This is a genomic window from Peribacillus phoenicis (assembly GCF_047238085.1).
In the GTDB taxonomy this organism is placed as follows: domain Bacteria; phylum Bacillota; class Bacilli; order Bacillales; family DSM-1321; genus Peribacillus.
The window spans coordinates 4,911,833-4,934,031 of the sequence record NZ_JBDFMF010000001.1 but is presented as its reverse complement, the minus strand read 5'-3'; the positions used below and the strand labels follow the sequence as shown (position 1 = coordinate 4,934,031).

The following is a 22,199-nucleotide window of genomic DNA, read 5'->3' as shown; positions in this document are numbered from 1 at the left end:
TATGCTGTAAGAATTTTCTTATAGCAAAATATGATTCTACTCTTGTATTCGCTTTTGCTTCCTGCCAGTTTAAGGGGAAGTTGTCACCAATTGTCGGAAAACTCGAAGTATGATCTCTCTCCTTCTGGAAAGAATGTGTAAAAGGGGAGGGATTTAACATGTTTAATTTAAACAAAAAAATGTTAACATACATAGTATTTCTCGGTTTGATGGTGATTTTAATTGGGAATAGTACGATTGTGGCAGAAAGTAAACCAGATATAGTTAAAATGGTGGGACTGTTACAAAAAGATAAAGATTTAGACATAGGGGATTGGTCTGTACTCACTAGAGAAATAAATAAAGAGATTACAACTAAACAAGAGTTTGAAAGCGAAGTTACAGCTTTAAAACGAAAATATCCTCAATTTCAATGGCACCGGAAAGATGATGCTTCCGGCTGGAAGGCTGAGGCGTTAACTCACAATGTCGATTCAGGTCTGACCGAGTCTATCAAAATAATGACAACGGAAGAGAAATTTGATAAAGTTACCTATGTTATTTACGAAGTGAAGGGGAAAAAGTGGAAGAAAGCCAATAAGGAATTTTTTACCGCTACGTTCCGAAACAGGGTGAATGACCTATTTATAGGAACTCCTTCAATTTTTTCTTGTATTAAAGGGTCTATCAATGATAATATGGATTCGGTTTTAAACTCTAAAACTGAAGACCTGTTAGATATGTTCCAAGCAAGGGAAATTGAAAGTGTGCATGAAACAAACTTTACATCTATATCTGCACATTCAACATTGTTTAAACAACCTTTGACAAAAGAAAAATTAAATTTGCAGTTTGGGCTACGGACAGAAGGATTGGGTGACCGAACGAACTTTGTAGTTGGCACACCAATCATAACGTTTGAATATTAATATAGAGAAAATGGACGCGGAGGGGAATACTTTTGGAAAAAATCATCGTCCGCGGCGGAAAAAGGCTTAGCGGGACAGTTAAAGTAGAAGGTGCTAAAAACGCCGTTTTGCCAGTTATCGCTGCAACATTATTAGCAAGTGATGGGAAAAGTATCATTAAAGATGTTCCTACGCTCTCCGATGTATATACAATCAATGAAGTATTGCGCAACTTAAATGCAGATGTTGCCTTTCATGACAATCAAGTAACTGTAGATGCATCAAGAGAGTTATTAGAAGAAGCACCATTTGAATATGTACGTAAAATGAGAGCTTCCGTTTTAGTGATGGGCTCATTACTAGCAAGGAATGGCCGGGCCCGCGTTGCTCTTCCTGGTGGCTGTGCCATCGGATCACGTCCTATCGACCAGCATTTAAAGGGCTTTGAAGCGATGGGAGCAAAAGTGAAGGTCGGCAATGGTTTCATTGATGCCGAGGTTGAAGGCAGACTTAAGGGTGCAAGAGTGTATCTTGACTTCCCGAGTGTGGGTGCCACTGAAAACATCATGATGGCAGCAACACTTGCTGAAGGTATAACTATTCTTGAAAATGTGGCCAAAGAGCCTGAAATTGTAGATCTTGCGAATCTCCTTAATAAAATGGGTGCTAAAGTCAGAGGTGCCGGTACTGGTACTATGAGAATCGAAGGTGTCGATAAATTATATGGCACTGAACATACGATTATACCTGACCGTATCGAAGCTGGTACATTCATGACTGCGGCCGCTCTTACTGGCGGCAATGTTCTTGTTCAAGGAGCTGTACCTGAACACCTTACTTCCCTTATTGCCAAAATGGAGGAAATGGGCGTTGAAATTCTTGAAGAAGAAGATGGATTACGCGTTATCGGTCCAAAAACCTTGAAGGCCATTGATATCAAAACAATGCCGCATCCTGGTTTCCCGACTGATATGCAATCGCAAATGATGGCATTATTACTGCGTGCTGAAGGAACAAGTATGATTACGGAGACCGTTTTCGAAAACCGTTTCATGCATGTTGAAGAATTCCGTCGCATGAATGCCAATATTAAAATAGAAGGCCGTTCCGTTATCGTCAATGGTCCAACTAACATTCAAGGTGCTGAAGTAGCTGCAACAGATTTACGTGCCGCGGCAGCGCTCATCCTGACTGGATTGGTTGCAGATGGCATTACACGTGTTACAGAATTGAAGCATCTTGACAGAGGATACGTGAATTTCCATGGTAAATTGGCATCTCTAGGTGCTGATGTGGAACGTATTAACGAAGATGTGCCTGCTGAAACAAAAAAAATCGCAGATTTAAACGCATAAGTTAGCTTATAAAACCATTCACGTTCGAGTCATTGAACCGTGAATGGTTTTTTTGTCTTGTTCCGGGTTCATCGCCTACAGTTAAATAGTTGTCGTTTTTCTATTCATAAAAGCTTGTCCTTCGACATACATTTGTTATGTAAAGATACCTGCTGAATGCGATTTACGGCAGAGAAAACAAGTGTAGGGAGGCTCAGGAATTTGAAAGCAATCAAACCGATGATCGTACTATTCATAGCAGTAGCATTCGTAATTATCATGATTCCAGCAGTGCTTGTGCTTCCATTTTCAAATGAAAAGACAAGTGGGCAATTGACCGAAGAATTGGAAAAGAAAGTGAAGAATGAGGGTAAAGAGGTAGCTGCAAATGAAATGAGTTCCGTAGAAGTTGCCGTTTACCGCACATCTGCAAAAAAAATTGAAAAACTGCCGATTGAATCGTACTTGACTGGTGTGGTTGCAGCTGAAATGCCAGCAGATTTTGAAGAAGAAGCGCTGAAGGCACAAGCATTGACAGCGAGAACCTACATTGTCAATCAGCTCATAAGCGAAAGTCGATTAGGCTTGCCTGATGGTGCCGATGTAAGCGATACGGTCATGCACCAAGTTTATAAGAATAATGATGAGCTGAAAAAACAGTGGGGCTCTGATTATAAATCGAAGATGCAAAAAATCAACAAGGCTATAAAGGAAACGGCGGGTCAAATCTTAACCTATGAAGGAAAACCGATTACTGCCACTTTTTTTTCGACCAGCAATGGCTATACGGAGAATTCAGAGGACTATTGGCAAGCTGAATTTCCCTATTTAAAAAGTGTATCCAGTCCGTGGGATAAAGAAGAATCACCAAAATTTTATAATAAAGTTGTTGTCGATACTGCAGATTTTGAAAAAAAGCTGGGTGTAAATCTTTCTTCGGGAACATCAATAGGAACTGTCATTGAAAGAACATCAGGTAATCGCGTAGGTGTAGTGGATATCGGAGGAAAGAAAATGACAGGAAAACAGATTCGTGAGAAGCTCGGGCTGACATCATCCGATTTTGACTGGGAGCGTCAAGGCAACCAGATTGTCATCACGACAAAAGGATCCGGACACGGAGTTGGAATGAGCCAGTACGGTGCTAATGGCATGGCCAGGGAAGGAAAAACCTATGAAGACATCGTGAAATATTATTATAAAGGCGTCAAAGTTCAGTCTTCAAGTAAGTGGCTGAATACGATGACGGCAAAAAAATGAGAGTGGGGATCCCATCTCTCATTTTTTTTCGTTTAAATTTTCTATAATCGTCAAAAAGCCCCGTTTACGCTTGAAATAATGATATTGGACATGAAAATAGACTGCAGCGACTCCAATGATATCTTTAATGACATCTATCAAGGTAGAGGAGCGGTATGGGACGAAAGATTGGTGGTATTCATCAATAACCCCGTAAAGGCAGGCTACAAGGGCAGCCAACAGGCTTAAACCTGGTTTCATTTTTTGGTTTGCGGCAAGGGCCGAAACTAATAATATATACAAAAGGGCAAATTCGACCAGATGAAGTGCCTCTTTGATAAATCGGTCAATAGAGGATGAGGGAAGATCAAGAATCATATCATCGGGGTTGCTCGACATTATCCATATGGCAATCATATATAGGAAAGGCAATAACGTTAACACAAGTTTAAAAGCTTTTTTCATGATTTAATCATCCTTCAACAGTAAGATATCAAACATTTTACCATTCTGCGAATAAAATCGGTTTCATTTCCACAAAATAAATCTAAAAAATTTTTTTCCTGAATGTATATAATCTTAGCAAAATGTTCAGAATGATTGCTGAGGTGATTAATATGAGAGAGGAAGAAAAGAAACCAACTTCCACAATCCGACGTATACTAAAACAACGTTGGGCATTATCAGCAATCTATATCGCAAGTGCAGCCATAATCTTAGCCGCGGCCTTCTTATTACAAAATAGTTTTAATGATTCAGCTAAAGATGGCGAGGAATCAGCTGAAACAGGAAAAAACTATGGTGAGCCTTCTGTAGAGGTAAATAGTAATCTTGAGACAATCAAGATGCCTGTAGCCGATGCAGACAAAACGGTTATCAAGAAACAGTTTTATGATGTGAATGCGGATGAAAAGGCACAAGAAGAAGCATTGGTTTTCTACAACAATAGATATGAGCAAAATAAAGGTATTGACATTGCTATGGAAGATGGAAAGTCTTTCGATGTAAAAGCTTCCTTAAGTGGAAATGTAACGAAAGTTCAAGACGATGCGTTACTTGGAAATTTAGTTGAAGTTGAGCATGAAGATGGTGTCGTTACCCGTTATCAATCTGTTAAAGACATTAAGGTTGCAGTCGGTGACAAAGTGAAACAAGGACAAGCAATTGCTACAGCTGGAAAAAGCCAAATCAATGAAGAAGCTGGCGTACATGTCCACTTCGAAATCAGAAAAGATAACATTGCGTTAAACCCACTTGATTTTGTTGATAAACAAGCTTCTGCGATCCAATCGGCAACTGAAGCCGAAGGCAGCGAACTTGAAGATTCAGCTAATAAAGAAGAAACACCTGCAGTCGAAGGATCTGAAGCTGATAAAGAAGAAACACCTGCAGTTGAAGGATCTGAAGCTGATAAAGAAGAAACGCCTGCAGTCGAAGAGTCTGAAACTGGCACAGAAGAAGCTCCTGCAGTTGACGAATCTGAAGAGGGCACTGATTTAGAGAATGGCACTGATGAAGAAGGCACTGTCCCTGGTGAAGATACAACTGAAGAAAGCGATTCCTTAAAAGATTCGTTAAATCAATCTAATTAAAATTAAGATTTTTAATAAAATCAAAACAAAAACCTAGAGCGTTACGAATGACAACAACTGAAAATTTGGTAAAAGGAAGCCGTTCACTTTGAACGGCTTCCTTTTTTTTCTTTCGAGGAAATATTGGACAATATGCTGAAACCTTTGAATTTTTGACAAATTTCTCGGGAAATAATTTGCTCTTAAGGAAAAGAAACAGATGAAAATCAGAAATAAATCCAAACCTCCTGTCCCATTAGGCATATATTCTTAACCAAGCTAATAAGATGTTATAAACCATGCAAAGAGAGTGTTTGAGGTGAGGAATCGTTTATTACAAATTATCTAATAGGTGAATAATTCTATCTTTCATTGTTTATAGGGCAGCGGTATTCGATTCGAAAAATACGAATCTCATTTCACACTTCTCACATCCAATTTGGGGAGGTCGAGTGGTGTGCACGATTACATCAAAGAAAGAACTATCAAGATAGGAAAGTATATCGTGGAAACTAGAAAAACAGTCCGCGTCATTGCAAAAGAGTTCGGGGTCTCTAAAAGCACAGTGCATAAAGACTTAACTGAGAGGCTGCCAGAAATTAATCCTGATTTGGCTAACGAAGTGAAGGATATATTGGATTATCATAAATCCATTCGTCACCTTAGAGGTGGAGAAGCGACAAAATTAAAATATAAACGTTCTGAAAGAGAAGAAGAAATCGTGAAATGATACTTGAATCATTCCGGCAATTGGAAGTGAATCGGGCAATCGGGGAATGAATGAGGGGACATGAAAGTGAGTGTCAGCTCTTTTCTCAACCTTGTTTGCGGTTCCATGCCGGAATTTTTTTATGGGAAAAAGAGGAAATGTAGTACATAAGGCATTGAATTTTTTTACATATTGGCAATTTAGGAAATAATAGTCTATATTAGTGTTTATTTATAATTCATACTTACTTGTGTCAATGCAATATGGTAAAATAAACAATTAGGACAGAAGTAGGTTATATGTGAGGATATTCAAGGAGGATTTAAGAAATGTTTGCTAGAGATATTGGGATAGATCTTGGAACAGCCAATGTTCTTATACATGTCAAAGGTAAAGGAATTGTGTTAAATGAGCCTTCGGTAGTAGCGATTGATAAGAATACGAACCGTGTTCTTGCCGTCGGGGAGGAAGCTCGTAAAATGGTAGGCCGTACTCCAGGAAACATCATCGCAATCCGACCTTTAAAAGACGGTGTCATTGCGGATTTTGATGTAACAGAATCGATGCTTAAGCATTTTATCAATACATTGAATGTGAAAGGCTTCCTTTCAAAGCCTAGAATTTTAATCTGCTGCCCGACCAACATAACAAGTGTCGAACAAAAGGCGATTAAAGAAGCTGCCGAAAAAAGCGGCGGAAAGAAAGTATTCCTTGAAGAAGAACCAAAAGTGGCTGCAATCGGTGCCGGCATGGATATTTTTCAACCAAGCGGCAATATGGTCGTGGACATTGGCGGGGGTACAACGGATATTGCCGTTCTTTCAATGGGGGATATCGTTACATCATCTTCTATCAAAATGGCCGGTGACAAATTCGATAATGAAATTTTAAATTATATCAAACGGAAGTATAAGCTCCTCATTGGTGAACGTACAGCGGAAAACATTAAAATCCAGGTTGCAACCGTCTTCCCTGGATCTCGTAATGAAGTCATCGATATCCGTGGGCGCGATATGGTATCGGGATTGCCTAGAACCATTTCGGTCAATTCAGAAGAAATTGAGGAGGCTCTCCGCGAGCAGGTTTCCATCATTGTACAAGCTGCAAAAAGCGTACTTGAGCGGACGCCGCCAGAACTTTCTGCTGATATCATCGACCGCGGAGTCATTTTAACAGGCGGGGGAGCATTGCTTCACGGGATTGATTTACTTCTTGCTGAAGAGCTTAAGGTCCCAGTACTCGTTGCCGAGCAGCCAATGGATTGTGTAGCAATCGGAACCGGTATCATGCTTGATAACATGGATAAATTGCCACGGCACAAATTCAACTAAAAAGCGGTTGGAAATCCGCATCATAAGATAGGGGTCTAAGGTTCAGACAAACGTGAGGCATAGTGAAAGTGCGTGCAGTTCTAGTACTGATGAGCAATAGGCCCTCTTCTTTTAGTCGAAAATTTTAACACCATTCCTTTAAATCTGACCTAGCCTACGATATAGACAAATTCTTCTGCCTAATGCTTTTCCTTTTCCTTAAGATACTGATGTTCATGTCCGATAAGATAGATATGAGAAATTGAACGGGATAAGTTATGTAGATTGAGGAGTGAAGAAGATGTTAAGAGGTTTTTATACGGCTGCTTCCGGGATGCTTACACAGCAAAGGCGCACAGAATTGCTCACAAACAATATGTCCAATGCGAACACAACAGGGTATAAGGCGGATCAAATGAGCGTAAGGTCTTTTCCGGAAATGCTCATAAGCAACATAGGTGGTAAAACGGTTCCTACGGAGAACAAATTGAGCATGACTAACTTATCCCAGGTTGGAGGGCTCAGTACGGGTGTTTACGTACAGGAGGCGAATCCTTTATTTACCCAGGGTACATTGGAGGAGACGCAGCTTAATACGGATATTTCCTTAGTTGATGAAAATCTGCCGATCAATGAAGAAACGGGTCGGCAAGGATCTGTGTTTTTTACTGTCCAGGATGGTGATGGTGCTATCCGTTATACGCGTAACGGCAGTTTCACCCTGGATGGGCAAGGTTATCTGACCACGCCTTCGGGTCATTATGTATTGAACGAAAATAATGAAAAGATCAAGCTTGATAGCGATCAGTTCACAGTAGCGGAAAACGGTGTTATTTTAGAAGGAAATGTTCAAACCGCACTTATTGGCATCGGTTATTCGGATGATCCGTCATTACAGCTCATGAAAGATGGGGAAGGCATATATAAGGCTGTGAATGATGGGGATTTACCTAGCGCATACGCGGCTGCAGATGTCGGTTTTTCTACTAAGCAAGGCTTTCTTGAAGGCTCCAATGTTGACCAATCGAGAACGATGACAGAAATGATGTCGGCATACCGCTCTTTTGAAGCGAATCAGAAGGTTCTTCAAGCCTATGATAAAAGTTTGGATAAAGCAGTCAATGAGGTTGGCAGGCTTTAATTGAACAGTAGGAAAAGATGATTTTGGAAATTTGAACATGTAAGGGGAAAACCATGAATCGGACGATGATGACGGCGACGAATACGCTGAACCAACTTCAAAGTAAAATCGATCATATAAGTAATAATATCGCGAATGTGGACACGACTGCCTACAAAAAGACCCAAACGAGCTTCAATGACTTATTGACACAGAGTTTCAATAATCAACCGAGTGAGACCAAGGAAAAAGGAAGGTTGACCACACCTGGCATCCGGCAGGGAACAGGTGCCATGATAAGCCAATCTCAATTGGTGCTTTCACAGGGAGCCTTAAAGACGACGGATCGCAACCTTGATGTTGCATTCACCCGGGAGGACCAATTCTTTACCGTAAGCGTTCAGGACGATAATGGGGTCAATACAAGGCTTACAAGGGATGGGGCTTTTTATTTATCTCCTAATGCTAACGACCAAATGATGCTCGTTACCTCTGCAGGACATAAAGTACTTGATGAAAATGGTGAACCGATCCTCATTGAGGGAAACATTAAAGACATTAAGATTTCGGAAAATGGTTTATTGATAGTGGATACGGAAGAATATGGCGAACAGAGTTTTGGGCTCGGGATCGTCTCGGTAAAAAAACCCCAATTTCTTGACCGCTTAGGCGGAAATTTACTTGGCCTGCCCGAAAACTTCAATGCCTTGGGTGTTACTGAAGACGATATCATGACCCTACTCACAGGGGATTCCCGCAACCAGGCAGCAGTCCAACAGGGCACTCTGGAGTCCTCAAATGTCGATCTTTCCACAGAAATGACGGATCTAATCAATGTTCAGCGATCTTACCAATTTCAATCCCGAGCGGTAACGATGGCCGATCAAATGAGCGGATTAGTCAATGGAATCCGTTAAGGTATCTGGTAAATAAAATGTCTCCCTGCGGAATTAGAGCAAATCGGTTATAATGAATTCATAACAAAGGGAATCATTCGTGCCGATCATTTTGCATAGCTGCTGAATTTCTGGTTTATAGGAAAATCAGTCGGCGAGTTTTCTTAAAAGGAGCTTTCACATTCTATATGGAACAAAATCGTGTAATGAGACAACAAATTGAAGAAGAGATAAAGGAAGTTGAGGCGAAACCGAACCGTAGAATCAAGGTCCGTCTTTTACCGATTTGGCTTCGTTTACTCATTGTTATCGGATTGATTTTCATTGCTGTATTATCCGGGGCACTATTAGGATACAGTGTGATTGGTGGAGGACATGCAATGGATGTTTTCCAAAAATCCACATGGACCCATATTATTGATATAGTGAACAAGGGCGCGTAGTTCCATGTTTTTTTGAAGTAGTTGCTGTCGTTAGCGGATTTATATTACATGGCAACTACGCCTCTGTCATCATGACAGGGGCGAGTTTACGTTATGTTTGAAATATTTAAGTCATAGGAGGAACAAGTATGCTTGATATCACACAAATAAAGGAAATTATTCCGCATCGTTACCCATTCTTATTAGTCGACCGGATCATTGAAATAGATGAAGGGAAAAGGGCGGTAGGATTGAAGAATGTCTCAGCAAATGAAGAATTCTTTAATGGCCATTTCCCCGATTATCCAGTTATGCCTGGAGTTTTAATTGTAGAGGCATTAGCGCAAGTTGGCGCTGTAGCCGTTTTGAAACAGGAAGAATACAAAGGACGGCTTGCATTTTTCGCTGGGATTGATAATTGCCGCTTTAAAAAGCAAGTGAAACCAGGTGATCAGCTGCGTCTGGAAGTGGAAATAGTGCGTATGAGAGGATCAATGGGTAAAGGGAAAGCAGTGGCAACGGTAGATGGAGAAACAGCATGTGAAGCCGATATCATGTTTGCTTTTGGTGACAAATAAGAAATTCATTCATTTTCAATGAAAAGGAAATGGACTAAATTAACTAAATTAACTATATATTTCAAAAAATGGTTTAAGGAATCGTGAAGCGGTGTATATAAATAGCACTGCATGCTTTTTTAAAGCAAGCGCGGTTTTAAGAACTATCTATTCTCCCTTTGAAAGCCGGACATTTTTATGTCCGGCATTTTTTTATGATTAATTCCAATTAGCTGATTTTCTTTTTAAATTTAAAATAGGACGCAAGTTATTTTCACATTCGGGCAAAATAGCTAATGATAAAGAAAGAAGGGAGGTTGCCAAAAATGATGAAGAAAATTTTTGCACTAATTGGGGGATCTTTATTATCTATTATGTTCCTTGCTGGATGTGGAACGGATAATAACGACAACAACAATCCCGCACCAGAAGAAGATAACAACATCATAGAAGATGATAACAATGGTGTAAATGATAACAACGGCACAGATGATAACGATATGAATGATAACGATGATGGCGTGCTTGATAACGACGATAATAACGTCGATAATGATGCCGATGACTTGATTGAAGACGCTGATAAAAAAGGCGACAACAATAAGTAATTAGCACAGAATGACAAAGACTGGCTTAGGAAAGAAGAGGATCAATATCCTTCTTCATCTAAGTCAGTCTTTTTTATGCGCATTCGATTAGGGGATGGGAATTAAGGGAAGGGTTTTTATTTATTGGTTGCTAATTTAGGCTTCGAGCGGATTTTTTGCTTGAACTCATTTATTAATTCATCGCCGACGAGACCTTTTTGGACCAAATCTTCAAGAAGGAGTTCTGCATATTTGCTCCGTGTTTTTTGGATGTGACCAACGAATAGAAGGCTGTAATGGCTGCCGACTTTTCTTATTGTGCGTAGTACAGTGTGAAACAAAGCCGGTTCATTATCCTTGTTGGTAATGACGGCCTGGATATACACTTCTCCGTTTATATCGGGAAGTGAAGGTTCAAGCTCTTTGAAATGATTTTCTTCTACAAAGGCTTCCAGTAACCACGATCTAGCGTCGTTTTCTTTATTTATAATCAATCCATCTGTTAATGCAATATCAATCAAGTTAAAATTTTCAGTTACAATTTGCAACGAGATCAATTTAAATGATTTCATCTAATTCCTCCGTTTCTTGCAAGAAAGAGCGGTAATTACCTCTCTTAAACGTAAATTTTGAAATGGTACATTTCGATTAATCCTTTTAAAGGTAATTATATCATACTAAAAAAAAGTCCCTTAATGAAATGAATACCCAACATTTGTCTAAATTATGAAGGATAGAATAAAAATTTGCAAAATATTTAATTTTGTTAACTATTCGTTTTTCACCTGATTTTAATCAATAAAAAATGATTTTGCATCAATTCAAACGGTTTTTTATGAAGAAAAATGGTGTAACAAGACCATTTCCTCCATTTTTTAATCAATGGAAGAAGGAGTATGATTAAAGCATATTAAAGAGGAAGGGGTGAAAAAATGATTAACCAAGTTACCCTCGTCGGCAGGCTTACAAAGGATCCTGAATTAAGATACACACCCGATGGCAAGGCTGTTTCAAATATCACTTTAGCAGTCAACCGGAACTTTCGTAATACCGTCGGTAACTATGAGGCCGACTTTGTACAGTGTATCATATGGAAAAAGTCTGCTGAAAATACTGCTCAATATTGTAAAAAAGGTGCCATAATCGGCATAACTGGCAGAATACAAACAAGGAGATATGAAAATCAGGAGGGTAAATATGTATATGTAACTGAAGTGGTCGCCGAGAGGGTTCAATTCATTGGGTCTAAACAAAATGATGTTAAGCCCAAGGAGTTTGAACATATTGGTTTATAGTTTTGGGCATGACGGCCCGACTCAGGACAGAAGCAAGATTGTTTTCAATAAAATGCAGTAGTGGAAAAAACATTAGTGATTTATTCCGTCAATAATAGGATGGATCAATTTTATGCTTAAAACATAGGAAACAAAAAAAGTATTTATATGACCATAATGAATAATAAATGGACAGAATTTCAGCACGATTTAGTAAAAATTTACAGTAGTATATAAAATTCATTTTCATCCATTCATTCCCAAAGCTAATATAGCTTCTTCCTCGGCTGGAAACCCCGATTTACCCTCAATAAAATCGATTTATCTGTTTCCCCTCTTGTAATGACTGCAAATTTGCAGTCTTTTTTTTTGTGCCAAAAAGTGCGTAAATAGAAAAAAATAAAAAATAATTCTGTTAAATTAGAATTTTTAGAAAATATATTGTAATATTTTAATTTTGATGCAATAATAAACCCAATAATATAATTGGAAAAAAAGTTATATATAGGAAGTGATTTGATGGACGAACCAATTATTAAGGTGAATGGGCTGCAAACCAGTTTTCGTACGGACGATGGGGTGATCCCTGTCGTGAATTCAATCGATTTTCATGTCAATCCTGGTGAGGTTTTAGGGATAGTGGGAGAATCGGGATGCGGAAAAAGCGTTACTTCTCTGTCCATCATGGGTCTGGTTTCTTCACCGGCTGGTAAGGTGGAGGGAGAAATCCTTTTTAAAGGAGAGAACATCGCAAATGCGTCTGAAGCGAAAATGAGAAAAATTCGCGGGAATGATATAGCGATGATATTTCAGGAACCGATGACAAGCTTGAATCCCGTGTTCACTATTGGCGAGCAGTTGGTCGAGACGCTTCGGATACATAAAAAATGGAACAAAAAACAGGCCCGCCAAAGAGCGGTGGAAATGTTGAAGCTGGTTGGGCTTGGCCGTGCCGAGGAATTGCTCGATGAATATCCGCATCAGCTTTCAGGCGGAATGAGACAAAGGGTCATGATAGCCATGGCCATGATCTGTGAGCCGAAACTCCTTATAGCCGATGAACCTACAACGGCTTTGGATGTGACGATCCAGGCACAAATCCTAGAATTAATGAAGAATTTAAATAAAGAAACAGACACCGCAATCATGATGATTACCCATGATCTTGGGGTAGTTGCGCAAATGTGTGAACGTGTCATTGTCATGTATGCCGGCAAGGTAATAGAGGAAGGAAATGTGCAAACGATTTTCCAAAATCCTAAGCATCCTTATACGGTCGGTTTACTTCAATCGATTCCGGATATGCGAATAAAGAAAGAGCGCCTTTACTCAATACCTGGTAATGTGCCAAAACCTGGGACAAGCAACCTCGGGTGCCAGTTTGCCCCTCGATGCTCCCATGCCATGGAGCAATGTATAAATGAGACCCCGTCTCTATTGAAATTCGATGAGGGTCAGCATGTTCGCTGCTGGCTGTATGAAGATGGGAAAGGAGCTGCCTTGCATGAGTCAAACATTGGTTAAGGTAGAAAACCTAAAGAAGCATTTTCCGATTAAAGGAGGGGTTCTGGGAAAGACCATTGGAGAGGTCAAGGCAGTTGATGGTTTGTCCTTTTCCATTTATAAAGGGGAAACCTTGGGACTTGTCGGTGAAAGCGGTTGCGGAAAGTCGACGACGGGAAGATTATTGCTTCGATTGCTTGAGCCGAGTGAGGGTAATGTTTATTTTGAAGGAAAGGACCTGACGGCTTTATCTGCCGGTGAAATGAGAAAGATGCGCCGTGAAATGCAGATGGTCTTCCAGGACCCATTCGCTTCCCTCAATCCCAGGCATACAATTGAAAAAATATTGGAAGAACCGCTCATCGTTCATGGGGTTAAAGATAAAAAGGCACGAAAAGCCCGTGTACAGGAACTTCTTAAGGTTGTTGGCTTAAGCAGTTACCATGCTAAAAGGTATCCGCATCAATTCAGTGGGGGTCAGCGGCAGCGTATTGGCATCGCGAGGGCACTTGCAGTCAACCCCAAACTGATCATTGCTGATGAGCCGGTATCTGCACTGGATGTGTCGATTCAGGCCCAGGTCTTGAATCTGTTGCAGGATTTGCAGGAAGATTTTGATTTGACCTACTTGTTCATTGCTCATGATCTTGGGGTGGTAAGGCATATCTCCGACCGTGTCGGTGTCATGTATCTTGGACATATAGTTGAATTGACGGAAAGTGAAGGACTTTATGAAGATCCGCTTCACCCATATACGCAGGCTTTATTATCAGCCGTGCCCATCCCGGATGTGGAATACAAGGGGGATAGGGTAATCCTGCAGGGAGATGTTCCAAGCCCATCAAACCCGCCCGGCGGCTGTCCATTCCATACGAGATGTCCGAAGGCGATGGCAGAATGCAATACGGAAAAGCCAATCCTGAGTGAACATAAACCTGGTCACTACGTTGCTTGTCATTTATACAATTGACACGACGTATACATAAATTCGCAAATAATAAGGGGGAAGAATATGAAGAAAACATTGGCATTATTGCTGACTGGTATCCTGGCTCTTTCGCTAGCGCTTGCGGGATGCTCCTCGTCTACATCAAAAGAGAAAGATGATGGTAAAGGGGGATCGAGTGAAGCGAAAGGCGGCGTATTGATATACGGTAAAGGCGGAGACGCTGTCGGTCTTGACCCAGCCATCGTAACCGATGGGGAATCATTCATCGTCACACAGCAGATTTTTGAAACGTTAGTGAAATATGGGGAAGATGATACGGAAATCAATCCGGGTCTTGCAGAATCATGGGAAGTGTCCGATGACGCAAAAACATACACATTCAAATTGAAAACCGGAGTCAAGTTCCATGATGGTTCGGATTTCAATGCAGATGCGGTCGTAAAAAACTTTCAACGTTGGGCACAAAGTAAGGATGAGGGTAAATTTGCGTACTATGCCTCCATGTTCGGAGGATTTGAAGGTGATGAAGGCCATGTTATCAAAGAAGTAAAAGCGATCGATGCCAGCACGGTGGAATTCACTTTGAACCGTCCGCAGGCGCCGTTCCTGAAAAACCTTGCCATGCCTACATTTGCAATAGCCAGTCCGGCTGGAATTGAAAAAGAGGGTGACGACTTCACTAAAAATCCATCTGGTACAGGTCCTTTCAAATTCAAATCATGGAAACCTGGCGATACGATTGAAGTGGTGAAAAACGATGACTATTGGCAAGATGGACTGCCGAAACTTGATGGAATCACGTTTAAGGTCATTAAAGATAACTCTGCACGTTTAAATGCTGCAATCAAGGGTGAAATCGACCTGATGGACGGGTTGAACCCAAGTGATATCAGTAAGGTTACAGGAGATGAAAAACTGCAAATATTCGAACGTGCGTCCATGAACGTCGGGTACTTTGCTTTCAATGTTGAGAAAGCACCATTCGACAAGAAAGAAGTGCGTCAAGCCATCTCGCATTTGATCAACAAAAAGGAAATCATTGATAATTTTTATGAAGGTACAGCAGAGCCTGCCAAGAATCCTATGCCTCCATCCGTTTCTGGCTACAATGACAAAGTCGAAGACTATGATTATGATGTAGAAAAAGCGAAAGAGCTGCTGAAAAAAGCTGGACTTGAAGACGGATTTAAAATGGATCTATGGGCAATGCCGGTACCGCGCCCATATATGCCAGATGGTCAAAAAGTGGCTGAAGCCATTCAAGCAAGCCTAAAACAAGTCGGCATCGAAGCGAATATCGTTTCATACGAATGGGCTGCATATTTAGAGAAAGTGCAGGCTGGTGAAGCCCAATCCTTCATGATGGGCTGGACAGGCGATAATGGAGATGCGGATAACTTCCTTTATACATTATTGGATAAAGATAATATCGGCTCCAACAACTATGCCCGTTACGCAAACGATGAAGTCCATAAACTGCTGATTGAAGCTCAGTCCACGGCAGATGAAGCCAAGCGTAATGAGTTGTATGGAAAAGCACAGGAAATCATCCATGAAGAAGCTCCATGGGTTCCGCTTGTACACTCTTTACCGCAGTTAGCCGGATCTAAGACGGTCAAAGGGTTTGTTCCACATCCGACTGGTTCACAATCCCTTGTTAATGTTTCTCTAGAAAATTAACCGTACGAACCGGGTAGTATGGAGTCTTGCATGCTTCCCGGTTTTGTTATGGAATGCGTTTCAAAATGATCGAGGGCGCTATTAAGGCCCCTTATTTAAAAGGCGGGTGATTGTTTTGTTTTCCTATACCGTACGACGTTTAGGATCTCTCATTCCAGTGTTACTAGGAATGGCGTTTATTGTATTCATGATGATTCGGGCGATTCCTGGAAATCCTGCACAGGTGATTTTAGGGCAGCAAGCAACGGAAGAGGCAGTCGCTGCAATGACAAAGGAACTTGGTCTGGATAAACCTTGGTTCATTCAATTTTGGGATTACTTATCAGGCTTGTTAAAGGGAGACCTGGGTGTTTCCTTAAAAACGAATAGTCCGGTTTCTGAAGAAATTGGTCCATACCTCATGGCTACGATAGAACTGGCCTTGATCGCGATGATCATCGCCGTGGTCATAGGCGTTAATGCAGGGATAATATCAGCTTGGTTCCAAAACTCATGGTTTGATTATGTCGCCATGGTGATTGCGTTGATTGGTTTGTCCATGCCTATTTTCTGGCTGGGATTAATGGAGCAATATATCATTTCAATTCAATGGGATTTACTTCCGACGACAGGGCGGGACAATATCAGGGATCCCGTTGAGGCCATAACCGGACTGTATTTGATAGATACACTCATGGCTGGCAGGGTGGATCAGTTTTTCGAAGTGATCAAACATCTCATTTTGCCGGGAATTGCGCTGGCGACCATTCCGATGGCCATTATTGCAAGGATGACACGTTCGTCCATGCTGGAAGTTATGAGATCGGATTTCATTCGTACGGCTCGTGCTAAAGGAATGAGAATGTTTTGGGTTGTTTACAAGCATTCCTTTAAGAATGCCCTGATTCCAGTGGTGACGGTTATCGGACTGCAGACAGGATTACTTTTAGGCGGCGCCATATTGACCGAAAACATTTTTGGGTGGCCAGGTATCGGTACATATATTTATGATGCAATCCTATCTAGGGATTATCCGGTGATACAGTCCGGAATTCTCGTCATCGCCTTTTTGTTTGTCATGATCAATCTAGTTGTGGACTTGTTGTATGCAGCGATCGATCCTAGGATTAAGTATAAATAGGGAGGGAAACTCATGCCTGAAATAGCAACGAATACTTCGCCACTCCTTCCTCCAAAAGAGGCAGAGGAAAAAGTCATCTCTCCCTGGAAGGAAGGCTGGAAAAGTTTTAGGAAAAATAAGGTAGCCCTTGTAGGTCTGGGGATTGTTTCATTTTTCATCCTAATCGCCATCTTCGCGCCCGTTATAGCACCTTATTCATTTGAGGGGCAAAAGCTAAGTGATAAACATTTGGCCCCTTCTGCGGAGCATTGGTTTGGTACGGATGAATTTGGCCGGGATATTTTGAGCAGGGTCATTTATGGCTCGCGCATATCAATAGGGGTCGGCTTCTTATCTGTTGCCGGATCTGTTGTGGTCGGTTCTTTTTTGGGAATCATTGCCGGTTATTACGGCAGGTGGATAGATACGATCATATCGAGGATCTTTGATATTATTCTGGCCTTTCCAAGTATCTTGCTTGCCATTGCTGTCGTTGCCGTTTTGGGGCCCTCACTTCGCAACGCACTTATTGCCATAGCCATCGTCAATGTCCCGATATTCGGCCGGCTTTTACGTTCACGGGTCTTAACGGTGAAAGAAGAGGAATATGTAACGGCTGCAAAGGCAATTGGAATGGGGGATGGCCGCATTCTCCTTCACCACGTCCTTCCGAATAGCCTTGCACCGATTATCGTTCAAGGTACCTTAGCGATTGCAACTGCCATCATTGAGTGTGCAGCACTCGGCTTTCTCGGTCTCGGTGCACAGCCGCCAGCGCCAGAGTGGGGAAAAATGCTCGCTGATTCCAGGGCGTTCATCATTCAAGCACCATGGACGGTTCTTTTCCCTGGGCTTGCGATCATGCTTACGGTACTCGGCTTTAACCTAATGGGGGATGGGCTGCGCGATGCCTTGGACCCAAGAATGAAAAACTAGAAGTAAAGGGGTGATGTTAGTTTAACATCACCATCTTTTTGTCGTTTATCCTGTAAATCTATTAAAATATGAAAAATAATAACAAAATCCTAGTTCGGAATAGGAAAATAGTGACTATTATCTCTTAAAATCACCCCAAAAGTTGTGATACTTTTATACTCAGTAAGAATATTCCAAAAATTGCTTATTTTAGAGGAGGAAAGTTCATTGATTAAACGTAGCTTGTCCATTCTAGCAATCTTTCTATTAGTATTTACTGCAAGCGTTTCCGCAGCGAAACTCCCAGACCCCCCGGCAGGTTCGGGCGGTGCAGGTAAGAAGAATCAGGAAAGTATTATAAAGCTGAAGAAAAATGATTTGGATAAGAAATACAAAAGCGACGAGAAGGTCAGGGTCATCGTAGAGATGAAGGAAGCCCCTGCAATAGAAACAGCTTCGAAAGAAGGGAAACTTTTTAAACAGCTATCAAAAAATAAGAAACAACAATTAAAGTACGAAAAGCTAGCTAATCAGAAGAAATTGAAAAAAAAGGTGAAAGAGAAAAAAATAGCTTTCAAGGAGCTTGAAAGTTTTACTACAGTCGTCAATGGATTCAGCGGTGAACTTCAGTATGGTGAAATCAAAAAGGTGGAAGCCATGCCTGAAGTTGCTGAAGTACATATTGCGAATGAATATGAACGTCCTGTAGAAAAACCCGAAATGCTTTATAGTAAAGAACTAGTCCAAGCCCAGGAAGCTTGGCGGGAATATGGATATAAAGGGGAAGGGATGGTCGTCGGGATTATCGATACTGGAATCGACCCATCTCACCGTGATATGTTCCTGAATAATGAGAACAAGGCAGAACTGACTGAAAAGGAAATTAACGGGATGAAGGAATCTAGCCATCTATTAGGCAATTATTATACGGCGAAGGTTCCTTATGGATACAATTACATGGATGAAAATGAAGAAATCCTTGATCTTGGTGAAGGGGCGTCCATGCATGGAATGCATGTAGCGGGTACGGCCGGTGCCAATGGAGATGAAGAGAATGGCGGCATTAAAGGGGTTGCTCCTGAAGCCCAGCTGCTAGCTTTAAAGGTCTTCGGGAATGATCCCGACATGCAGACAACATGGGGCGATATATATATCAAGGCGATTGACGATGCCATCATCCTTGGGGCGGATGTGTTGAATATGAGCCTTGGCTCCACTGCAGGTTTTGTATCTGCAGAAGATCCGGAGCAGCAGGCGGTATCCAGGGCTGTTGATAATGGTATCCTCATGTCGATTTCAGCAGGAAACTCGGCACACTTTGGAAATGGATTTGCCAACCCATCAGCCTCTAACCCGGATATTGGCGTTTCAGGCTCACCTGGACTTGCATACGATTCTGTACAAGTGGCATCGGTAGAGAATAACTATATGGATTTGGATGCAGCAACTTATGATATAAGCGGACAAGCAGGAAAAGCTCCGTTCATGTCGGCTTCAAGTGTACATCCCAATGCTTTAAAGGAAAAAACACATGACTTGGTGGCTGCAGGTCTTGGGACGCCAGAGGAGCTTTCCAAAGTGGATGTTAAAGGCAAGTTCGCCCTCATCGAGCGCGGCACGCTTTCTTTTATAGAAAAGGCGCAAAATGCCCAGGCAGCAGGAGCGACAGGAGTCATTATTTACAATAATGCTGACGGATATATTTCCATGGCCACAGATCCAAGCATCACCATTCCCCAGCTGTTCATGTTGAAATCGGATGGTGCAAAGCTGAAAGCGGCCTTAACGGATGGCGAAAAGGTGAAGATTACCTTTAATGGTGATAAAACAAAAGCTGTAAATCCAGAAGCAGGGAAAATGAGCTCATTCAGTTCATGGGGAGTCGCACCAAACCTGGATTTCAAACCGGAAATCACTGCTCCGGGAGGCCAAATTTATTCGACGCTGAACAACGATGAATATGGAATGATGAGCGGTACTTCGATGGCGGCACCACATGTTTCCGGCGGCTCGGCACTGGTTCTTGAAAGAGTGGATAAAGAATTTAAATTAAACGGATCTGCCCGGGCAAATTTAGCGAAGAAACTGATGATGAATACATCAAAACCATTAGCGGATCAAGGTGTCGTCAATAAAGCCCTTGACTGGGAAAACCCTTACTCGCCTCGCAGGCAGGGAGCCGGGGTCATGCAGCTGCAATCCGCATTGTCCACACCTGCTGTCGTGACAGAGGCATTCACGAAAGAAGCGAAGGTTGCAATGAAGGAGATCGGCAATAAGTTCACCTTTACTTTAAAGGTAGAAAACTTCAGCAACAAAGCGGTCAAGTATGATGTAAAAGGAAATATCCAAACAGACTATGCAATCCAGGGACAACTCGGTTATACCGCTAACGAGCTGGAAGCACAGGAAATTAAGAACGCTTCGATTAAAATCAATAATAAAAGCACAAATAAGATTACCGTTCCTGCAAAAAAATCGGTTACATTCGAAGTGAAAGTTGACATATCCGATGCAAAGGTACTCGGTGATGACCTTCAGACTCTTGTAGACATTGACGAGGTCTTTCCAAACGGATATTTCGTTGAAGGGTTCATTTCATTGAAGGATCCAGCCGATACGAATCCGGAACTGAATGTACCGTATGTAGGATTTAAAGGGGAGTGGGACAAAGCCCCGATCCTGGATGGCACTAAATATGATAAAGAGTCTTTCTATGGCATGGCAGGTGGAGTATCGACAGCAGGTGAAGATTTCACTTATCTTGGCTATGACCCTGCGGGGAAAACATTCAATGGCAAAAATATTGCGATTTCCCCAAATGGTGATGGTGCACAGGATGACTTCGTGCCTGTCCTATCATTCTTAAGGAATGCGAAAAAGGTAGAATACAATATATTGAATGGTGAAAACAAATCAGTCCGGAAACTTCGCTCAGAGAATAATGTACGTAAGGACTATTATGATGGCGGACTAGGGACCGCGTACACCCTTGATCCGGCCCGTAAATGGGACGGTAAAATCAATAATGCACTCGCTAAGGATGGGGTCTATTATTTTGAAATCAAAGCGATGATAGATTACGAGGGTGCAAAATGGCAGACGTTTAAAATGCCTATCAAAATCGATACGGTAAAGCCGACAGTCAAGATTTCGAAAAAGGGCAATGTATTAACCATCCAAGGCAAGGATAATTTGAATGGTTCAGGACTTGCTTATTACGATGTACAAGTTGATGGAGCATCCATCATGGAAGAGCCGCTCCCGGCGAATGCAAAACAATTCACTTTACCTGATGTAAAAGGGGAAAAGGTTCAGGTTGTGGCAATTGACTATGCAGGTAATGAAAAAACGGCGGAAACTGAATTAGCAAGTGATTCAGCTCCAATCGATAATCATGCACCAGCTGTAAAAATCAAGAGTCCTGAAGCCTTGAGCGTGAACAATAAAAATAAAATCAAAATAACAGGAGAAATTGAAGAAGCGTCGGAAATAAAGGAATTCAAAATCGACAATAAAACGGTACCTGCAACGTATAACAAGGCGAATAACAAATATGAATTCTCGTATGAAAAGAAATTTGAAGAGGGTGTTCAAAGCTTCACGGTTAAAGCAACAGATAAATGGGATAACACGGTTTCCTTTAAACGGACGATTATGGTCGATGCAACAAAGCCAGGTTTAAAAGTGAAAGGTGTACCGAAAACTGTGGGAGTCAAAGGCAAAAATCCAAAAGTGGACGTGACGGTGGAAGATAATTTCGATGAAATCCGCCTTTACCTGAACGGAAGCGAAGTATTCTATCATGAATTCAAGGAACCATACAAAATGCGTGCCTATAAGAAAAAGATAGAGGATTTGGAGCTGCCGCTTAAAACAGGCAACAATAAGATTGAGTTTAAGGTGACCGATCTTGCAGGAAATGAATCGAAGAAATCCTTTAACATCAATAAAGCAAAAAAATAACGAAAGGCAGCCCTCTTATCCAAGAGGGCTGTTTTTTCCGGATTATGGATTTGAAGTATGAATTCCCGTGATGATTATGGAGTAGTTTGCTTCGTTTTCACCGTGCTAATATGGAAATCTATTAGTGAGGAAGTTTTTTCATTATCCGGCAGGTATATCGAATAGGATAAAAGAATTAGGT

20 protein-coding genes are annotated in these 22,199 nt (G+C 41.4%); 18 read left to right on the top strand and 2 right to left on the bottom strand.

The genetic code is table 11. The features are described from left to right. Positions 1-158 precede the first annotated feature (158 nt). From ABC374_RS24430 to spoIID, 3 genes are all read left to right on the top strand, one after another. Positions 159-908 (top strand): YwmB family TATA-box binding protein, encoded by a 750-nt coding sequence (locus ABC374_RS24430; RefSeq protein ID WP_350300674.1) that lies wholly within the window; start codon positions 159-161, stop codon positions 906-908. Positions 909-940: 32 nt separating this feature from the next. Next, complete coding sequence (murA, locus tag ABC374_RS24425) at positions 941-2,242, top strand: UDP-N-acetylglucosamine 1-carboxyvinyltransferase (RefSeq protein WP_098371638.1); 1,302 nt, start codon at positions 941-943, stop codon at positions 2,240-2,242. Positions 2,243-2,443: 201 nt separating this feature from the next. Next, a complete protein-coding gene (gene spoIID, locus ABC374_RS24420; protein ID WP_350300672.1) occupies positions 2,444-3,481 on the top strand; it encodes a stage II sporulation protein D in 1,038 nt (345 codons plus the stop codon). 18 nt (positions 3,482-3,499) lie between these two features. Here spoIID and ABC374_RS24415 read toward each other — a convergent pair whose 3' ends face one another. Beyond that, the gene (locus ABC374_RS24415) at positions 3,500-3,925 is read right to left on the bottom strand and encodes a VanZ family protein (protein ID WP_350300671.1); all 426 of its coding nucleotides are present in this window, start codon (positions 3,923-3,925) and stop codon (positions 3,500-3,502) included. Positions 3,926-4,077: 152 nt separating this feature from the next. Between ABC374_RS24415 and spoIIQ the strand changes: the two genes are divergently transcribed. The 8 genes from spoIIQ (at position 4,078) to ABC374_RS24375 (ending at position 10,653) form a co-directional block, all read left to right on the top strand. Then, positions 4,078-5,052, top strand: a complete 975-nt coding sequence (gene spoIIQ / locus ABC374_RS24410; protein WP_350300670.1) for a stage II sporulation protein SpoIIQ — start codon at positions 4,078-4,080, stop codon at positions 5,050-5,052. Positions 5,053-5,488: 436 nt separating this feature from the next. Beyond that, complete coding sequence (gene spoIIID / locus ABC374_RS24405; RefSeq protein WP_034315767.1) at positions 5,489-5,761, top strand: sporulation transcriptional regulator SpoIIID; 273 nt, start codon at positions 5,489-5,491, stop codon at positions 5,759-5,761. Positions 5,762-6,069: 308 nt separating this feature from the next. Next, positions 6,070-7,071 (top strand): rod shape-determining protein, encoded by a 1,002-nt coding sequence (mreB, locus tag ABC374_RS24400; protein WP_076368333.1) that lies wholly within the window; start codon positions 6,070-6,072, stop codon positions 7,069-7,071. 280 nt (positions 7,072-7,351) lie between these two features. Then, positions 7,352-8,191 carry a flagellar hook-basal body protein gene (locus ABC374_RS24395; protein ID WP_413020011.1) on the top strand — a complete coding sequence of 280 codons (840 nt, stop codon included), beginning with the start codon at positions 7,352-7,354 and terminating at the stop codon, positions 8,189-8,191. Positions 8,192-8,244: 53 nt separating this feature from the next. After that, entirely contained in the window at positions 8,245-9,087 is an 843-nt protein-coding gene (locus ABC374_RS24390) for a flagellar hook-basal body protein (protein WP_350300668.1), read from the top strand. A gap of 167 nt (positions 9,088-9,254) precedes the next feature. Then, on the top strand, positions 9,255-9,509 hold the full coding sequence (locus tag ABC374_RS24385) for a DNA-directed RNA polymerase subunit beta (RefSeq protein WP_137016469.1): 255 nt from the start codon (positions 9,255-9,257) through the stop codon (positions 9,507-9,509). Between the two features lie 128 nt (positions 9,510-9,637). Further along, positions 9,638-10,066 (top strand): 3-hydroxyacyl-ACP dehydratase FabZ, encoded by a 429-nt coding sequence (gene fabZ / locus ABC374_RS24380; protein ID WP_034315755.1) that lies wholly within the window; start codon positions 9,638-9,640, stop codon positions 10,064-10,066. A 305-nt stretch (positions 10,067-10,371) separates the two neighbouring features. Beyond that, the gene (locus ABC374_RS24375) at positions 10,372-10,653 is read left to right on the top strand and encodes a hypothetical protein (RefSeq protein WP_413020008.1); all 282 of its coding nucleotides are present in this window, start codon (positions 10,372-10,374) and stop codon (positions 10,651-10,653) included. Between the two features lie 116 nt (positions 10,654-10,769). On the opposite strand, the gene ABC374_RS24370 is transcribed toward ABC374_RS24375, so the two are convergent. Beyond that, positions 10,770-11,204: a YwpF family protein gene (locus ABC374_RS24370; RefSeq protein WP_350300666.1), complete on the bottom strand. Its 435-nt coding sequence runs from the start codon at positions 11,202-11,204 to the stop codon at positions 10,770-10,772. Between the two features lie 360 nt (positions 11,205-11,564). Between ABC374_RS24370 and ssb the strand changes: the two genes are divergently transcribed. The 7 genes from ssb to ABC374_RS24335 all read left to right on the top strand — a co-directional run bounded on the left by ssb (position 11,565) and on the right by ABC374_RS24335 (position 22,018). Further along, a complete protein-coding gene (ssb, locus tag ABC374_RS24365) occupies positions 11,565-11,927 on the top strand; it encodes a single-stranded DNA-binding protein (RefSeq protein WP_350300665.1) in 363 nt (120 codons plus the stop codon). 498 nt (positions 11,928-12,425) lie between these two features. Beyond that, positions 12,426-13,430: an ABC transporter ATP-binding protein gene (locus ABC374_RS24360; protein WP_157831068.1), complete on the top strand. Its 1,005-nt coding sequence runs from the start codon at positions 12,426-12,428 to the stop codon at positions 13,428-13,430. Next, positions 13,411-14,379: an ABC transporter ATP-binding protein gene (locus tag ABC374_RS24355; protein ID WP_350300664.1), complete on the top strand. Its 969-nt coding sequence runs from the start codon at positions 13,411-13,413 to the stop codon at positions 14,377-14,379. Before ABC374_RS24360 ends, ABC374_RS24355 begins: the two co-directional genes overlap by 20 nt. Before the next feature lie 42 nt (positions 14,380-14,421). Next, complete coding sequence (locus ABC374_RS24350; protein ID WP_350300663.1) at positions 14,422-16,038, top strand: ABC transporter substrate-binding protein; 1,617 nt, start codon at positions 14,422-14,424, stop codon at positions 16,036-16,038. 115 nt (positions 16,039-16,153) lie between these two features. Then, the gene (locus ABC374_RS24345; RefSeq protein WP_137016483.1) at positions 16,154-17,158 is read left to right on the top strand and encodes an ABC transporter permease; all 1,005 of its coding nucleotides are present in this window, start codon (positions 16,154-16,156) and stop codon (positions 17,156-17,158) included. Between the two features lie 12 nt (positions 17,159-17,170). Then, complete coding sequence (locus tag ABC374_RS24340; RefSeq protein WP_350300662.1) at positions 17,171-18,073, top strand: ABC transporter permease; 903 nt, start codon at positions 17,171-17,173, stop codon at positions 18,071-18,073. Positions 18,074-18,280: 207 nt separating this feature from the next. After that, the gene (locus ABC374_RS24335; RefSeq protein WP_413020006.1) at positions 18,281-22,018 is read left to right on the top strand and encodes a S8 family serine peptidase; all 3,738 of its coding nucleotides are present in this window, start codon (positions 18,281-18,283) and stop codon (positions 22,016-22,018) included. The last annotated feature ends 181 nt before the right edge of the window (positions 22,019-22,199 follow it).

What these genes read in the sequence shown, in the direction of transcription:
- ABC374_RS24430 (WP_350300674.1), top strand. Translation starts at nt 159, where the DNA reads ATGTTTAATTTAAACAAAAAAATGTTAACATACATAGTATTTCTCGGT.
- ABC374_RS24415 (WP_350300671.1), bottom strand. Translation starts at nt 3,925, where the DNA reads ATGAAAAAAGCTTTTAAACTTGTGTTAACGTTATTGCCTTTCCTATAT.
- spoIIQ (WP_350300670.1), top strand. Translation starts at nt 4,078, where the DNA reads ATGAGAGAGGAAGAAAAGAAACCAACTTCCACAATCCGACGTATACTA.
- mreB (WP_076368333.1), top strand. Translation starts at nt 6,070, where the DNA reads ATGTTTGCTAGAGATATTGGGATAGATCTTGGAACAGCCAATGTTCTT.
- ABC374_RS24395 (WP_413020011.1), top strand. Translation starts at nt 7,352, where the DNA reads ATGTTAAGAGGTTTTTATACGGCTGCTTCCGGGATGCTTACACAGCAA.
- ABC374_RS24390 (WP_350300668.1), top strand. Translation starts at nt 8,245, where the DNA reads ATGAATCGGACGATGATGACGGCGACGAATACGCTGAACCAACTTCAA.
- ABC374_RS24385 (WP_137016469.1), top strand. Translation starts at nt 9,255, where the DNA reads ATGGAACAAAATCGTGTAATGAGACAACAAATTGAAGAAGAGATAAAG.
- fabZ (WP_034315755.1), top strand. Translation starts at nt 9,638, where the DNA reads ATGCTTGATATCACACAAATAAAGGAAATTATTCCGCATCGTTACCCA.
- ABC374_RS24375 (WP_413020008.1), top strand. Translation starts at nt 10,372, where the DNA reads ATGATGAAGAAAATTTTTGCACTAATTGGGGGATCTTTATTATCTATT.
- ABC374_RS24370 (WP_350300666.1), bottom strand. Translation starts at nt 11,204, where the DNA reads ATGAAATCATTTAAATTGATCTCGTTGCAAATTGTAACTGAAAATTTT.
- ssb (WP_350300665.1), top strand. Translation starts at nt 11,565, where the DNA reads ATGATTAACCAAGTTACCCTCGTCGGCAGGCTTACAAAGGATCCTGAA.
- ABC374_RS24360 (WP_157831068.1), top strand. Translation starts at nt 12,426, where the DNA reads ATGGACGAACCAATTATTAAGGTGAATGGGCTGCAAACCAGTTTTCGT.
- ABC374_RS24355 (WP_350300664.1), top strand. Translation starts at nt 13,411, where the DNA reads ATGAGTCAAACATTGGTTAAGGTAGAAAACCTAAAGAAGCATTTTCCG.
- ABC374_RS24350 (WP_350300663.1), top strand. Translation starts at nt 14,422, where the DNA reads ATGAAGAAAACATTGGCATTATTGCTGACTGGTATCCTGGCTCTTTCG.
- ABC374_RS24340 (WP_350300662.1), top strand. Translation starts at nt 17,171, where the DNA reads ATGCCTGAAATAGCAACGAATACTTCGCCACTCCTTCCTCCAAAAGAG.